This window comes from Vibrio cincinnatiensis (assembly GCF_022113815.1).
Classification (GTDB): Bacteria; Pseudomonadota; Gammaproteobacteria; order Enterobacterales; family Vibrionaceae; genus Vibrio; species Vibrio cincinnatiensis_A.
On the sequence record NZ_SGOM01000002.1, the window covers coordinates 339492 to 355404 of the forward strand.

The window sequence follows — 15913 nt, forward strand, 5'->3', positions numbered from 1 at the left end:
AATTCTGAGGCGGTTTCCTTCCCCAACAGTGTGGCTATTAGGGAAGGGAGGGGATTGCTGATGATTTAGCGAGTGCGAGAGGCAAATTTTTCAAGTCCAAGGACAAGAAACACCGCACACAGCATGCAAAAAATCGCAAGGCCGAATTGTGTTGGCTGAGCGGTGATCTGCTCATAATCAAATGGTAATAAATTTTGCTGAGTCAGAGGAACTTGCTCTCCGTGAGAATTCGTTCTCCAACTGATGGTTTGCTTCCAAGGCCAGATTTTAGGCAGCGTACCGAGCATCAACCCAATGAGAAAAGTCAGTGTGACATCTCGATAGTGCTTTAAAAGCCAAGAGAGAAGATGAGAAAAGCTGGTTAGCCCAATAACACATCCGACAAGAAACAAAGCAAGGAAATCGACTTGTAAGGCCTTTACAGCATTAAGAATGGGAGTATACATACCAAGCAATAACAGAATAAAACTGCCCGAAATTCCGGGTAGAATCATGGCACAAATGGCGATACTTCCAGCGATTACCATATTGAGGTGGGTGACTTCCATATCGATAGGTTTAAGGACGGTGATGGTATAAGCAAATAGCACACCGAGCCCAATAGCTAACCAGCGGGAAAGTGATCGTTGCTGGATTTGCTGCAACATATGCCAGACCGAAATAAGAATTAAGCCAAAGAAAAATGACCAGGTCGGAATGGGGTGAGAGGCTAATAGCCAAGAAATAAATTTTGCTAAGCTGATGATACTGGTAAATATTCCGCCGAATAATGCGAGAAGAAAGCCACCATTAATATGCTGAAAAGTTGCCCGTATGCCTTGTTGTTTCCAGTAGGGAATTAAGCTGGGGTTAATACGCCGAATACTTTCCAGTAAGGTGTCATAAATACCAGTAATAAAGGCAATGGTCCCACCAGACACGCCCGGAACAACATCAGCCGCTCCCATGGCTATCCCTTTGAAAAAGGTACTTACATAATTCATTGCACACCTAACATCATGTTAAATAAGAAGTCGCGCAGTATAGCAGACATAGATTCAAAAGTGTTTGCTTGATTGTTGTGCTATCCCGTCTTACCTATGGCTGCAATTATTTGAGTAATCAGTACTTTTTTGCATTTTGCATTTTGCAATTTTATTTTGCAATTAGATCACTGGGGTGAGAGGTTGATTACAGGATGGCTGCCCTATATCACCATAGAAAGGAGAAAAATAGAAAAGAGTAATAAAATGCTCTTCCCATAATTTTTGTTCTTTTTTACCAATATTTTATATTTTAAAAGTTAACTTTAGAGGTTAATTCCAAATTTTATTATTTTCTGTGGGTTTTTTATAAGTTGGTATGTTAAGTGCTTAAGGTTTATTGACCCTTACTAAAGCCGAGGGTCACCTAGCCAACTGACGTTGTTAGTGAATAGAAATTTGTTCACACATAATATAAGCCAATCGCCCTATTGCGATTGGCTCTTTTTTATCAGTTTTAGACTTATCTTTTTCTGGCTTTAATATGGTGCTCCAGCTCACCACCCTCTCGTGTTTTACAATGTATTTTCCGTTGTTTATGGCTTATTCTTTAACCATATGATCTATATTCAACGTGAGTTTTGTACCATTAAATTTAAGCTTTCCGAGTAAATTTTTCGCATTCTCTCGCCCCTGTTCATTAAATTCGAGCCCATAACGAGCATAGTGGGTGGAACGTTGGAGGTTACAAATTCTTCCCATTAGAGGGGCAAAAAATTTACTCCCTCGTTTATCTGCAAAAATTTCGATAGCAACGTGATCATCCATCTGAAGATGTCGTCCTAGTGGGGCGGTAAGAAAGCGACAGCCACTTTTTGATAGGTCTCGCACTTCACATTCTGATTTTCCCTGCTCGCAGATCACTTTTCCTGATAAATTGACTTCATAACGTGGTTCTTTACGTAGTTGGGTGACTTGCATTGTATTTGGGATAGATAGCATCGCTAAAGCAATAGGATCGTGCAAAATATGCAGTAGCTGACTTCTAAAATACAGCATCGCCCCTTCGCCTCGTGGAGAAATTGCTCTAATGTGGATCCAAAACCCTTCTTGGAAAAAATAGTGTAAATCTTCAGCTGAAATTTGGGGGATCTCAATCAGCAGGTAAGTATTAGAGTGTGTGCCGATAAAGGGGGTTTTACATAGAAACTTAGTGCCAACTGGGGTGGTGATACTTAAGGTTAATTCACTGCCGTGTTCTACCATTGCTAAGGCATCGACACTATTGATGGTCGACACGGTTTTACTGCTTGAGGAAAGCATAGAGCTGCCGAGGGATGTGTGTGTTGCCATTGACGATGCGCGCATAATCTCTCCTGTCTATGCTGCGAGAATATTGGGTGCGTCTATACCTACCTTCCGTTTTTCGATGGGGTAGTGAGTCTTACATGTGTCTTTATGGTGATGGGGAAGGAATACCATTCATAACATTTTAGTATTCAATGTTTTTTATTGATTGATTTTATGATTGGATTGGGCGTTTTTCAATTGTGTTTTGTATCTAAAGGGATGAATTCTCGGAATATTAGGTTGCGCGTTATAACGATAACGCGCTTACTCTGTACAAATTTGGTTTCGGCCATTGGCCTTTGCTCGATAAAGGGCTTTATCGGCACGATAGAAGGTTCGTTGGGTATTTTCGCCATCACGATGCAGCGTAATACCAATACTTACGGTGAGTCGCCGTTTTCCTAAAATGGGTTGCCAGTTTAGATCTGCAATACATTCACGAAAGGTATCTGCATGCTGTGCCGATTGCTCTAAGGTACATCCTTCCAATATCACCAAAAATTCTTCGCCACCAAAACGCACACAAGAAGCAAAGTAGCGTTTGAAATAGTCTGTTAATGTTGATGAAACTTGGATGATGGCTTTGTCTCCTACTAAATGGCCAAGTTCATCATTGATCGATTTGAAGTGGTCAATATCCACGACAAGAAAAGCAAACGATATTTCGTTATGGAGAAGATCTTTCAATTTTATGTCGAGCCAGCGTCGGTTATGCAATTGAGTGAGTGGATCAGTCAAAACATCTTGTTGCAACTGAGCGACCGTATTTCGTTGGTGCTCTGTGGCTTCTTTGAGCTCTCTGTTTTCTTGTTCCGATAAAATGAGCTTGAGCTGAGGTTCAAAACGAGCCAGTCGTCGTAATTGGGGGGCACCTAGTTCACTGATTGGTATGGATTTGACGAGTTCAGATTCAATCTTAAATCCTTTTTTTTCATAATGGAGCGCGAGGGAATAGTTGCCTTGGCGAGCGCAGACTTCACTAAAGGCGGTATAGAGGCTTTGTTCTAAGATAGAAACATTTTTTAATAGCGGTATCCGCTTTTCTGTTGCGCTAAGCAATAGGTTTGCAATATGGGTTTTATTCAGTTCCAGCAAACAATAGGCTTGTTCAATTCGTACCATATTAAACAACCAAACAGAGTGAATATTGCCACTAACGTACTGAACGTTGGTTAGGGTATGAATGGCTTTCTCACGTTGGCCTTGTTGGCGATATAATTTGGCTTGATAGAGTAAAATTTGCCCGATCAAGGTTTTGTCATTAACGAGGATACTTAGTGCTTCACAGTCGCTGAGTATGGCTTGCGCTGCTGAAAATTGGTTAAGGTGCAAGTGGCAAGCTGACATATAGAGCTTGTATCGTAAACGTAATGAGCGGCTATTTAACGCATGGTCGAGAGCATCGACCTTTTGGTAATAGCGTAAGGCACGATGGTGATCTCCATAGGCATCACATAAGTTTCCCATTCCCAGTACGGCTTGGGCATAATCATCAATATAGCCGTGTTCTACTGCCAAGCTTGAGGTGGAGATATACTCGTTTAATGCCGCGGTATATTCGCCATATTCAACCAACCTTTCACTCAGGCTTTGCTTGATAGTGAGTACCAACTCAATATCTTTACTTGTTGACAACAAAGCTAAAGCACTGCGGAGTTCTTGGATACTTTTTGCGATTTGTTTTATCTCTGTGCGATATTCTGCACTTAGCGTCAGACACAGAGCCTGCTCTTCGGCATTACTTGCGATATGTTGTTGGACATGATGCCAAAAAATAATGGCTTCTTCTCCACTCACAGAAGTGACATCCAACCCCGCTTCTTGGATTTTATTCAGCAGCGCTTCCATGGTGTTCATCCTGTGGTTGAAGTTGTTCGAGCTGCTCTAGAGTAAAAGGGAAACTTAAAATGTCTTGCAGCGTGATGGCGGGCAGAGAGTCGCTAAATCCTTTACGCTGCCATGGATAAATTTCAATCATATTATTGATCGTTTGTTTAAGTTGTTCGGCTAAATGGCCCGTTTCAGCCAGTAGTAAACCGAGCCGAGTTGGGCTTAAACGAGAAAGTAAGTCGTGTTGCGCGCACAAAGTATGAATAAGCTCAGTACAGATATCTAGATAATGCGGATCCTCATGATGAATCACCATCACAGAATGCTTACTATTTTGTAGCTCAGCTTTAAACATCATCAACTGTTCCCACCAGTAGCTTTCTGCAACAACATGGGATAGGTGTTTTTCTGGGTTGTACTCATATTGGCTACGGACACGGCGAATGAGTTTATGGGCGCGTTGTTCAAGTTGACGTTTAGAGACATGAGCACGATCGAGACCAAGACGGGACGTTTGCTCGCGCAGCATGGTTAAAGAAAAACGGCGATATTTTTTAAACGCGATTAGGGCTTTTTGATCATCCCCTTGTTCTTCAGCAACCAGTGATTGTTGAAAGCAAATTTGTGATAACAGTTCGCCGTTATCAAAGATTTGTGCGGATTGTTCGGCACAGAGTAGTAACTGTGTCGCTTTTTGGTGATTTTTACGCAGCAATTCAAGCCGAGCTCGGCTGATGTAGGAGTGCGCTTTCATCCAAACTAAATTATGTTGTTCTGCAAGCTCATGGGCCCGTTGGGTCGCTTGTTCTGCATCTTCTAGCCGTTCTAGTCCGAGTAGTGCCAAGCCTCGAAAGTCCCAAACTTCGGCCTGCCAAGTATTATCTGTATGCTCATGTAAGGCCTCTTCAGCGCCATCGAGTACGGAAAGCATTTCTAGGTATTGGTTAAGCAAGTAGAGGTCCCAAGCCCATAAAATTCGTGCTTTGCCTTCCAACCAATGAATTCGAGTTTTATTGGCAACATTCACCGCTAATTCATGAGTGGTGCAGGCCTGTGAATATTCATGGGTTATTCGCCAGACATTGCCTAACCCAATTAAGCTCTCAATAATGATTTCAATCTCATCGGTTAAAGAGGCTTGCTCTAGCGCATTAATCCAGTACTGCTGGGCTGTGTAGTATTTTGCTTGCCCCCAAAAATGGAGGGCATGTATATGGAGGATTTCCGGTAGATAGTCATCGCTTTCAAGGCTATTTTGATACAAAAGTGCTTGTTTAATGGTTTTGAGACCTAACCGATAATCCATTTTGCACCAAGCACAGCGCGAAATAATAATGTGTGATTGGAGAATACCATCAGCAAAATTCAACTGTTTGGCTTGAGATAAGCACCGCTCAGCTGCGTGTATGACGCGCTGATGATCGGACTCTATACGACTTTTTAGTTGTTCAAGCTCAAGTTCGAGAAGGTGTTGATGTTTATCCAAGTGGTTGTCCTTGCCAATACCATGCTGATAATGATGATCAAGAGGCCAAATTTGCTAGGCGCCCTAATAGGCATTGTGAGGTGACTCAAGTACAAATCTAAGCTTAGGGTTATATGACAATAATTTACGCCTATTTACCACTGGTTACGACAGTTATTGATCTTGGTTCACATTTTTCACCGAGAAAACTCAAGGGGGAGAAAAAGGAATGAGCCCTTTACCTTGACGATTGACAACGGTGATCGTTAAGAGAGTAGTTCTTTCAATGTTAAGGGTTGCTGAGTCACGCCTAAATTTTGGGCGGCGGTAAAACCATGTTTATCTTGATAACATAAATTGTGCCAAGCTCGGAAAATGTCTAAGAGAGGCAGAATGCCTCCTGGGCGTAACTTTCTTCTGGGTTCATTGATGAGCGATTCAAACAGCAATTGAAATCGTTGTTGATAAAATGCAATTTGGCGAGTACTGGCAATAGGGAGCCAATGCTGTGGTGAGGGATGAGCCCCTGCAAGATAACAGATTCCTTTTGCGGCGTGTTGCTGATTGACAATCGCCCAGCGATCACGCCACCACCCCATCAAGACAATATCAATGCGCGTAAAAGGTCCAGTCGCTTGCCAATCGTGATCTTCTTCTACATACATGAGGTCAATGGTTTGCTGGCGAATACGCGGTAAGCACACACTGAGTGCGGCGGAGCGTAGTAATGGATCTTGAGGCATAAATAAAGAGACATGGTTGTCGGTGGAACACAAGTCTAATACATGCAGATAATGAGCATAAGCGGTATATGGCGGCCGAATTAATGCTCCTTTTGATGGATAGTGAAAGGTGGTGAGATTGCCCATTGGGTCTTCCACATTCCCTCTTGCCAAAATGGTTTGATATTTTTGATCAATACGTTCTCTCAATAAAGAAGAGGGAGTCGGCATCGGTAAATTTGATTCAGAAGAGTAATCTTGAGGAACAAAGCGAGCTGGGAGTTGATAAGGATCATGATCACCGGTACGTTGCGCCTCTTCATGCGCGGAATAGTTAACATGTTGGCATAAAATATAGCCAGTTTTGGCATCACCAGTCGCTATCCATAAAGCCCCATTATTACTGAGCGGTTGCAAAGGGGTAAAGTGGGAAGCAAGTTGATACGAGTGAGCATGATTTACCCAACGAGCATCAATCATGGCTAATTTACGGCGGCAACGGCTGGCAATATGCTCAACATGGTCATAAAACGTTTTTGGGTTGATCTTGAGTTTTCGGCAGATCTCTCGAACCGAATATCCAGTAAACAGTAGCCCTAATAGGCTTTCTTGCAATGAGAGTTTATGGTTTGCCCCTGACCATTTATCAACAAATGTCGACTGGCAAGCTTTACAGCGATAACGTTGACGATCGCCACTGTAACCAAAGGCATGATAAAGCTGTTTATGCGTGTGAACGGATAAGCCGAAATGAGTACAGTCAGTATTACGACATGCGGGTAACCCATCGCTATGTAATTGACGAAGGCGCCGGAGCTCATTCAGTACGTCGTTGTTATTAAGTAAGGGGGGGAAAGCGCCACATTCACGACAAACCATCGTTGGACGTTTCGGGTTCGCATGCTGCAAAACATAATGTTTTGCGTCGCTCAAGCCAAAGTTGTTACACGCCAATGTTTTACAAAAGTTGAGTTGTAAACCTTCAGCCGCCAGCGGTAATTGGTCATTCGGCACGATCGCCCCCTCGGGGTATAAAATTAAAAATCGATGTTGATGGCAGTATCCAGTGCGATTTGCATCATTTCATGGAATGATTTCTGGCGATCTTCTGAGCTGAGTTTCTCGCCACGTAGGATGTGATCCGAAACCGTCAGAATGGTCAGCGCACGGGCACCGAGATCAGCTGCTACTCCATAAATACCTGCCGCTTCCATATCAACACCTAAAATACCAAGGCCCTTCATCTTTTCAAAAATTTCAGGCTCTGGGGTATAGAATAAATCAGCGGAAAAAACATTACCGACTTTAACGGCGACTTTGTGCGCTCTCGCTTGATTTACTGCGGTTTCAAGCAGATCGTAATCGGCAATTGCAGCAAAATCATGGCCGTTAAAGCGGATACGGTTTACTTTGGAATCGGTAGAAGCTCCCATTCCTATGACCACATCCATTAGTTTCACATCATCACGAATTGCGCCACAGCTACCAATTCGAATGATATTTTTTACGCCATATTCAGCAATCAGTTCATGGACATAAATGCTGCATGATGGAATGCCCATCCCATGCCCCATTACCGAGACCCTCTTGCCTTTATATAACCCTGTGTATCCGAACATATTGCGAACATCACAAACTTGAGTGACCTCTTCTAAGTAAGTTTCAGCAATAAACTTTGCGCGTAAAGGATCGCCAGGCATGAGCACCGTGTCAGCAAAAGCACCTGGCTGTGCATTAATATGTGGGGTCGGCATGCGTTGTTCTCCAAAAGTTGAAAGGTCAACATAATAACTAATCATGTTGACGAATAAAAATCGGTTGAAGCAATAGTAGCGAGCAATACCAATGGCTCGTGAGATATAGGTCACAAAATATAGCTAGTGGTGATTATTTCATTCTATTGATAACTATATGTGTTGGAACTGGTAACGCAACCGATTCGCTTAGCCATTTTTATCACTGCAGCGTATTGAGTCATGGAAAAGGAATTGTGTTATACAATAAATAAATCTGTATAACTTTTAAAGCGTGTGCTATACATTGTACAAGAAAATTTTATGTACAACCTACTTGTATGGTTTCGTTACTTACTCTTGGATCGTAAGGGGGCAATATGACATCTAACCTCATTCGTGTGGGCATCAGTGCCTGTGTACTTGGTGAGCGAGTACGTTTTGATGCGGGACACAAAGTCAGCCATTTTGTCACCCAAGAGTTAGCCTCATTTTTTGATTTTGTACCGGTTTGTCCGGAAGTGGGCATGGGATTGCCCGTTCCACGTCCCACTATTCGTTTAGTAGCGGATGAGCAGCGTATTGCTTTAGTGGAAACAAAAGATGCGAGCCGTGATCACACCGAGGCTTTATTACAATATTCGCAGCAAAAAATCGATCAACTTGCCTCTCAAGCGCTCTGTGGCTACATCGTTTGTGCCAAGTCTCCAACGTGTGGAATGGAACGAGTCAAAGTGTACCGTGAGCATGGTGCGGAGAAAAATGGGGTTGGTTTGTATACCGAGCAATTGATAAAACGTATGCCATGGCTACCAATAGAAGAAGATGGGCGACTGAATGATCCGATTTTGCGGGAGAACTTCATCACTCGCGTATTTTGTTTGCATGATTTTTATCACAGCTTAGGAAGCCACCCAACGGCGGGTAAGGTGGTGGACTTTCATTCGCGCTATAAGTTGACACTCATGGCTCATCATCCTCTTTCTTATCAGTATCTTGGCCGGTTAGTTTCGAAGGTGGCTCACTATGAGGTTGATGCCTTCATTCAAGAATATCGGTTAGGGCTTATGCAGGCGTTAACCTTTCGAGCCAGTCGAAAAAATCAAACCAATGTACTTATGCATGTGCAAGGCTATTTTAAACGTTCACTCACTTCGCTGCAGAAAGCCGAGTTGGCTCAAGTGATTGATGAATATCGGCAAGGAATATTACCACTCTTAGCGCCTTTAACCTTAATCAAACATTATCTGTCTATGTATCCTGATGCGTATCTTAGCCAGCAAAGTTATCTGAATCCTCATCCTCAGGAGTTGAAATTACGTTATGGATTGTGAAGAACATCGTTACGCTATTCGTGAAGTGTCGGAGATGACTGGGGTAAAACCGGTTACGTTACGTGCTTGGCAGCGTCGTTATAACTTAATACAGCCTCAGCGTACCGAAAAGGGGCACCGTTTATACAGCGAGCAAGATATTCGTACGATTCGTCAAATACAAAGTTGGTTGTTAAAAGGGGTTTCCATTGGAAAAGTAGGCCCGTTATTACCGATCAGTGAACCTGCCGGGGCTGAACTGTCATTTGAGGCGGCAACAGAATTACAAGAGTGTCAGCTGTTACTCGATGCTCTCGCGCAGTTGAACAGAGGGAAAGCGGCAAATGTACTTGCGACCGTAATGAAAGAATATCCTTTAGATATTGTAGAAAAACAATTGGTTCTTCCCGTTATTGATGCACTTGAAAAGGTGAAAGGGCCACTCCGTTCTTTGCAAAAAGGGCTATTTAACAGTGTGATGTTAAGTAAGTTATCGAGCATTCTTGAGGCAGAAAATAAAGCCGCCCATAAAGGAAACGGTTTATGTATCAGTTTTGAGCATTGTGGCAATGTGCTGGCTTGGTTATGGGCTGTTGGCTGGGCTGAGAAAGGATATAACGTGACTTTTCTTGAAGAGGTGGAAGATATTAGCGGGCTTGTCGGCCATGAGGGAAATACCCGTTACTCGATATTGGCACTATTTTCTTATCGTAATTTACCGGATAACCAACGTAAGGCGCTATCGGAGCTTAAACCTCAATTTTCTGAGCCTATCTATTTCTCAGAGGTGTTGGCAACGCTAGTCAAACAGGAAGTGAGTCAATGAAACTGGTCTGGTTGCGACGAGATTTACGGGCAGTGGATAATACGGCTTTACGCTATGCTATTACCAGCACTCAGCCCGTGTATGCACTGTATATTGCAACGCCAAACCAGTGGCAGCAACAGAATCTTGCTCCTATTCAGGCGGATTTGATCTATCGACGCTTATGTGCATTACAACAAGAATTGGCTGAGTTAAATGTGCCGCTGCTGTATATGGAATGTGGGGATTTTAGCCAAGCGGCTCATGCCGTGGCAATCTTGTCTCAAGGGCTAGGTGTTGACCAAGTCTTAGTCAATCGTGAGTATGAATATAATGAGCAACAACGGGATGGTTTGGCGCAGCAACGGCTGACGGAGCAAGCGATAGATTGGCTCGCATTGGACGATAAGTGTGTGATTCCACCGGGCCAAGTGCTGACCAAGCAAGGTGAGTACTTTAAAGTTTTTACGCCGTTTAAACGTGCATGGCTCACTCAGTTTACCCCACCCACTATTTTAACCACGCCTGTTGCGCAAAAAATGACAGTGCCAGAGTCCTTTCGTCATTATTTGTGGAGCGAAGCGCAGCCTTTTACTTACCCGCGTTTGACGAGCGAGGCATGGGCAGCAGATTTTGATTCCATCCGCCAGCAACTTCGCCAATTTTGCCAACATAGCGTAGAGAACTATCATCAATTGCGTGATTATCCTGCGCAAGAAAGCACGAGCCGTCTTTCTGCCTACCTCGCCATTGGTGCCCTTTCTGCTCGCCAATGCCTTGCTCGGCTCTATGCTCTATCACAGGAAGGTGTACTGTCTTTAGGGGCTGAGGTGTGGTTAAGCGAATTCATCTGGCGAGAGTTTTATCAGCACTTAGTGGCATTTGAAGCTAAGCTTTCTAAAGGAAAAGATTTTCACTCTTGGGGAGCAAAACTTGCTTGGCAGAATGATCGTGCGGCATTTGAACGTTGGTGTGAAGGGCAAACGGGGTTTCCTATTATTGATGCAGCCATGCGTCAACTCAAACAGACTGGTTGGATGCACAACCGTTTGAGAATGATAGTGGCAAGTTTTTTAACTAAAGATCTGCATATTGATTGGCGCTGGGGGGAAGCGTATTTTATGCGCCATTTGATTGATGGAGACTATGCCGCCAATAATGGCGGTTGGCAGTGGTGTGCATCAACGGGATGTGATGGTCAGCCTTATTTTCGTATTTTTAACCCGATCACTCAAGGCGAAAAATTCGACCCAACTGGGCAATTTATTCGCCAATGGGTCCCTGAATTGGCTAAGGTTCCCCTCGTCTATCTTCATACGCCGTGGAAGTCACCTGCGGTGAACTCTTTGTTATATCCCTCGCCGATGGTTGATCATAAAGCCCAAAGAGAAGTAACCTTGCGTTTATATAAAGAAGCCAAAGAGAGGGAGAATCGCATTGCGTAATTGGTGGATACTTTTGGTGATGTGGTGGAGTTATGCAACGGTTGGGCAGGCTGCGGTGTATGAGTTTCCTAAAGAAGGCAGTCGTTTGGTGGGGCAGATGCAATACCATATGGTCAACAAAGGAGAAACCTTAGCGGGGATTGCTCAGCAATATGATGTGGGATTCTTAGCTCTCATGGCGGCCAATAAAGGCATCGATCCTTTTCTTCCTCCAGAAGATAGCGTGTTAACCATTCCCTCACAAATTATCCTACCGAACGTGCCATACGAAGGTATTGTCATTAATTTGGCAGAACTGAGGCTGTATTACTTTCAACCGGAACTGCGTCAAGTTCACATTTTTCCGGTAGGAATTGGTCGAATTGGCCGAGATACTCCCGAAATGGAAACCTACATCAGCCAGAAGCGACCCAACCCAACGTGGACGCCACCTCAATCCATTCGGCAGGAATATTTGCAGCGAGGCGTAGAATTGCCGACGGTTGTGCCTGCTGGGCCGAATAACCCACTTGGAGAATACGCAATGCGTTTGGCGTATGGTTCAGGCGAGTATTTGATTCATGGTACGAACAAGGATTTTGGCATTGGTATGCGAGTGAGTGCCGGATGTATTCGTATGGAACCCGAAGATATTGAGTGGTTATTTCAACAAGCAGATCGAGGCATGAAAGTTCGAGTCATTAATGAACCGATTAAAGTCACCTTAGAGGCTGATCGTAGCGTCTTTATTGAAGCGCATGAGCCGTTAACTCGTAGTGATGGGAGTAAGAAAATATTGGATTTACCCATCGAATTAACGTGGTGGTTGAATGAATTTAATCAATCTGAGGCAAGAGCTCGTGCGGTAATTTTGGCTCAAAATGGCATTCCTGTTGAGGTGGTCGCACCGCTAAGCCATGAGATGACACCGTAGTTGCGAGGTCAGATTAAGCCAGATAACAGACTGATTGTCTGGTTAATAATTAGACGAAAATAACATAATTAACGTAAATGTCAGTTAATATGCTACAATCGGTTTTCGTTATGACAATAACCTCTATTGAGAACTTGAGTGTTTCCCTAGGTTCGGCTCGTTATTTTTTCCGTGAGTCAGAGTGGTTTCACTACAATGGAGACAAGTAAATCTTAGGGGTAGAGCGCTATTTTCAGCGCTCTCTTTTTTTGTGGTAACGGAAAACTTTGTTCAAGGCCAAAGGTGATGTGTGTTGTAAAAAAGGAGCCTAATTGATAGGTGCAGACATGACCGTATCGTGCGTACTCATAGCAAAAGGAGCCCCATTCTTCACTTGAAGGTGCTCTTTTACATTTTTGGGGAAATGTCGCGTACTAAAACATCGCTTAGTAGCCCCTTTAATTTAGCCTCAGGCGCATCAGTCACGTATAGAGTACTTTATTTTTAGTCAGCGATAACCGTGAACAAATTACTCAATTAACCCTCAATCATCACGGAGGATGACGAGAATAAAAACGATGAGGTTATATGAATCATTTGATTTCTATCGGGGCACTGGAGTCCTTTTTGGTGGCCATCAGTGTTCTTTTTCTTGGGCATTTCGTGAATGCTCGGCTACCAATTTTAAACAAGTTTAATATCCCAGAGCCTATTGTCGGTGGCTTAATTATCGCTTGTATCATCACCATTTTGCACTTCAATGGTATCGATTTGGCCTTTGAGCTTCCGTTGCAGAGCATTTTTATGTTGATGTTCTTTGCGACAGTGGGGTTGGCTGCAAACTACACTCAATTGATTAAAGGGGGCGCTAAAGTTTTCATCTTTTTAGCGGTCGCCTCATTTTATATCATCATTCAAAATGCTATCGGCATCTCTTTAGCCAGTGCATTAGGGTTGGATCCACTGATGGGCCTTATTGCTGGCTCTATTACGTTGTCTGGTGGTCATGGAACTGGCGCAGCATGGTCACAAACATTTCACGATGTGTATGGGCTAGATAATGTGTTAGAAATCGCCATGGCGTCGGCAACATTCGGGCTTATTATTGGCGGCATCATTGGTAGCCCAGTGGCTCAACGTTTGGTCGATAAACATAACTTTGAGTCAGAATATGGTCGAGGTTCAAGAACGCATGAGCGCTTTCCTGAAGTGGTGACTTATAACGAGAATGAAGAAGACAGTGTGACCGCTAAAACAGTGATTGAGAACCTGTTTTTTCTGCTGATCTGTGTGACGGGAGCAAAGTATACCGAGCAATGGGTCAGTACTTTTCATATTCCGTGGCTGATGATTCCTGATTTTGTGTATGCTCTGTTTATTGGCGTGCTGATCACCAACCTGTTAGAAGTGACAAAAGTGCGTAAAGTTGATGCAGAAACCGTAGACATGTTGGGTACGGTTTCTTTAGCACTCTTTCTTGCGATGGCATTAATGAGTTTAAAATTGTGGAATATTTTTGATTTGGCGATTCCATTTTTACTCATATTAGCGGTGCAGTCGGTGATGCTGGCCTTTTTTACTTACTATGTCACCTTTAAAGTGATGGGCCGTAACTACGATGCAGCGGTGATTGCGGGAGGACATTGTGGTTTTGGTTTAGGCGCAACGCCAACGGCTGTGATGAATATGGGGTCGATCGTCAACCGTTTTGGTCCTTCACCGCAAGCGTTTATGGTGGTGCCTATTGTCGGTGCTTTCTTTATCGATATTGTGAACCTGATTATTTTACAAGGATACATTACGATAATCGGTTAACCACACATTGTGTTGTGAAATTTTTACCTGTAGGTCTGAAATTTCAAGTGATCGACTTATCCTCAAAAAGGAGCGAATACGCTCCTTTTTATTTTTATCAGCAAGTGAGAATCCCGAGTAATTAATTTGCCCTTTATTCTTATTAGGTGAGAAAATTGCTTTTCTCGCCTCTAGAAATGTCATCCTTCTCTAGGCAACCTGACCTCTATACCCAATCATGGTTTGAATGATGTTCTCAAATCATGAGAAAAAGTAGGACAGAGGTGTTATGAATCAGGTTATTTCTATTGGCCCACAGGAGTCATTTTTAGTCGCAATTGGTGTCCTTTTTTTAGGTCAGTTCGTCAACAATAAATTGCCCATTTTAAAACAATTTAATATTCCCGAACCCATTGTTGGTGGGTTAATCGTTGCCTGTTTGATTACCATCATGCACTTAAACGGGATCGATTGGGTTTTTGACCTCCCGTTGCAAAACACATTTATGTTGATGTTTTTTTCAACCGTAGGTTTAGCGGCCAATTACACCCAATTAGTCAAGGGTGGTATTAAGGTATTTTTATTTCTGATTGTCGCCTCCGTTTATATTGTGATCCAAAATGTGGTCGGGGTATCTCTTGCTGCCCTGCTGGGTCTTGATCCTTTGATGGGATTAATTGCTGGTTCTATCACGCTTTCAGGCGGACATGGTACAGGGGCTGCGTGGGCGCAGACGTTTCAAAATACTTATGGACTGAATAATGTCTTAGAAGTGGCGATGGCTTCGGCGACATTTGGCTTAATTATTGGTGGGATTATCGGCAGCCCTATTGCGAAGCATTTGATTGAGAAGCGTCACTTAGAATCTCAATATGGCCGAAGTCACCAAACGCATCAGCGTTTTCCTGAGTTGGTTACCTATAATGAACATGAGGAAGATCGAGTCACGTCAAAAAAGGTGATTGAAAGTTTATCGATTATTCTCCTTTGCGTGACAGGGGCTCACTATTTAGGACAATGGGTTCGTCATTTTGACATCAGTTGGTTGATGATTCCCGATTTTGTTTATGCCCTATTTATTGGGGTTGCGATAACCAATGCGATGGAAGTCACCAAAGTTCGCAAAATCGATATGGAAACGGTAGACATCTTAGGAACCGTGTCATTAGCGCTGTTTCTTGCGATGGCTTTAATGAGCTTAAAGCTTTGGAATATTTTTGATTTAGCGATTCCTTTCTTAGTGATATTAACGATTCAGTCACTCGTGTTAGCGCTTTTCTCTTATTATGTCACCTTCCGGGTGATGGGCAGTAGCTATGATGCTGCGGTGATCACCAGTGGCCATTGTGGGTTTGGGTTGGGAGCGACCCCGACGGCAGTAATGAATATGGGATCAGTAGTCAATCGTTTTGGTCCTTCACCGCAAGCATTTATGGTGGTGCCTATTGTTGGTGCGTTTTTTATCGACATAGTCAACTTATTGATTTTGCAGGGGAGCCTCTCTTTCTTAACCCATTAATGCGTTCGTTAAAAAAACGGTATTGTCTGAAATGCAGAGAGCAAAAAGCCCATTGATTTGACACCAATGGGCTTTTATCAATA

Annotated in this window: 12 protein-coding genes; 6 read left to right on the top strand and 6 right to left on the bottom strand. The window is 43.3% G+C overall.

The window, feature by feature from the left end; genetic code table 11:
• Positions 1–65: 65 nt before the first annotated feature.
• The 6 genes from EXA13_RS04450 to deoD all read right to left on the bottom strand — a co-directional run bounded on the left by EXA13_RS04450 (position 66) and on the right by deoD (position 8083).
• The gene (locus tag EXA13_RS04450; RefSeq protein ID WP_238132084.1) at positions 66–983 is read right to left on the bottom strand and encodes a DUF368 domain-containing protein; all 918 of its coding nucleotides are present in this window, start codon (positions 981–983) and stop codon (positions 66–68) included.
• A 582-nt stretch (positions 984–1565) separates the two neighbouring features.
• On the bottom strand, positions 1566–2330 hold the full coding sequence (locus EXA13_RS04455; protein ID WP_238132085.1) for a PilZ domain-containing protein: 765 nt from the start codon (positions 2328–2330) through the stop codon (positions 1566–1568).
• Between the two features lie 246 nt (positions 2331–2576).
• Positions 2577–4160, bottom strand: a complete 1584-nt coding sequence (locus EXA13_RS04460; RefSeq protein ID WP_238132086.1) for a diguanylate cyclase domain-containing protein — start codon at positions 4158–4160, stop codon at positions 2577–2579.
• Positions 4141–5628, bottom strand: coding sequence for a hypothetical protein (locus EXA13_RS04465; protein WP_238132087.1), 1488 nt, complete (start codon positions 5626–5628; stop codon positions 4141–4143). The genes EXA13_RS04460 and EXA13_RS04465 overlap by 20 nt, the downstream gene beginning before the upstream one ends.
• Positions 5629–5873: 245 nt before the next feature.
• The gene (locus EXA13_RS04470; RefSeq protein ID WP_238132088.1) at positions 5874–7343 is read right to left on the bottom strand and encodes a lactate dehydrogenase; all 1470 of its coding nucleotides are present in this window, start codon (positions 7341–7343) and stop codon (positions 5874–5876) included.
• A gap of 23 nt (positions 7344–7366) precedes the next feature.
• Entirely contained in the window at positions 7367–8083 is a 717-nt protein-coding gene (gene deoD, locus EXA13_RS04475) for a purine-nucleoside phosphorylase (RefSeq protein WP_238132089.1), read from the bottom strand.
• A 359-nt stretch (positions 8084–8442) separates the two neighbouring features.
• On the opposite strand from deoD, the gene EXA13_RS04480 reads away from it, so the two are divergent.
• The 6 genes from EXA13_RS04480 to gltS (EXA13_RS04505) all read left to right on the top strand — a co-directional run bounded on the left by EXA13_RS04480 (position 8443) and on the right by gltS (EXA13_RS04505) (position 15830).
• Positions 8443–9396 carry a YbgA family protein gene (locus EXA13_RS04480; RefSeq protein ID WP_238132090.1) on the top strand — a complete coding sequence of 318 codons (954 nt, stop codon included), beginning with the start codon at positions 8443–8445 and terminating at the stop codon, positions 9394–9396.
• Entirely contained in the window at positions 9386–10201 is an 816-nt protein-coding gene (locus EXA13_RS04485) for a MerR family transcriptional regulator (RefSeq protein ID WP_238132091.1), read from the top strand. Before EXA13_RS04480 ends, EXA13_RS04485 begins: the two co-directional genes overlap by 11 nt.
• Entirely contained in the window at positions 10198–11625 is a 1428-nt protein-coding gene (gene phrB / locus EXA13_RS04490) for a deoxyribodipyrimidine photo-lyase (RefSeq protein ID WP_238132092.1), read from the top strand. The genes EXA13_RS04485 and phrB overlap by 4 nt, the downstream gene beginning before the upstream one ends.
• A 19-nt stretch (positions 11626–11644) precedes the next feature.
• Positions 11645–12538 (top strand): L,D-transpeptidase family protein, encoded by an 894-nt coding sequence (locus tag EXA13_RS04495; RefSeq protein ID WP_238132191.1) that lies wholly within the window; start codon positions 11645–11647, stop codon positions 12536–12538.
• A gap of 567 nt (positions 12539–13105) precedes the next feature.
• Positions 13106–14332 carry a sodium/glutamate symporter gene (gene gltS, locus EXA13_RS04500; protein ID WP_238132093.1) on the top strand — a complete coding sequence of 409 codons (1227 nt, stop codon included), beginning with the start codon at positions 13106–13108 and terminating at the stop codon, positions 14330–14332.
• Between the two features lie 268 nt (positions 14333–14600).
• Complete coding sequence (gene gltS / locus EXA13_RS04505; protein WP_238132094.1) at positions 14601–15830, top strand: sodium/glutamate symporter; 1230 nt, start codon at positions 14601–14603, stop codon at positions 15828–15830.
• Positions 15831–15913: the final 83 nt, after the last annotated feature.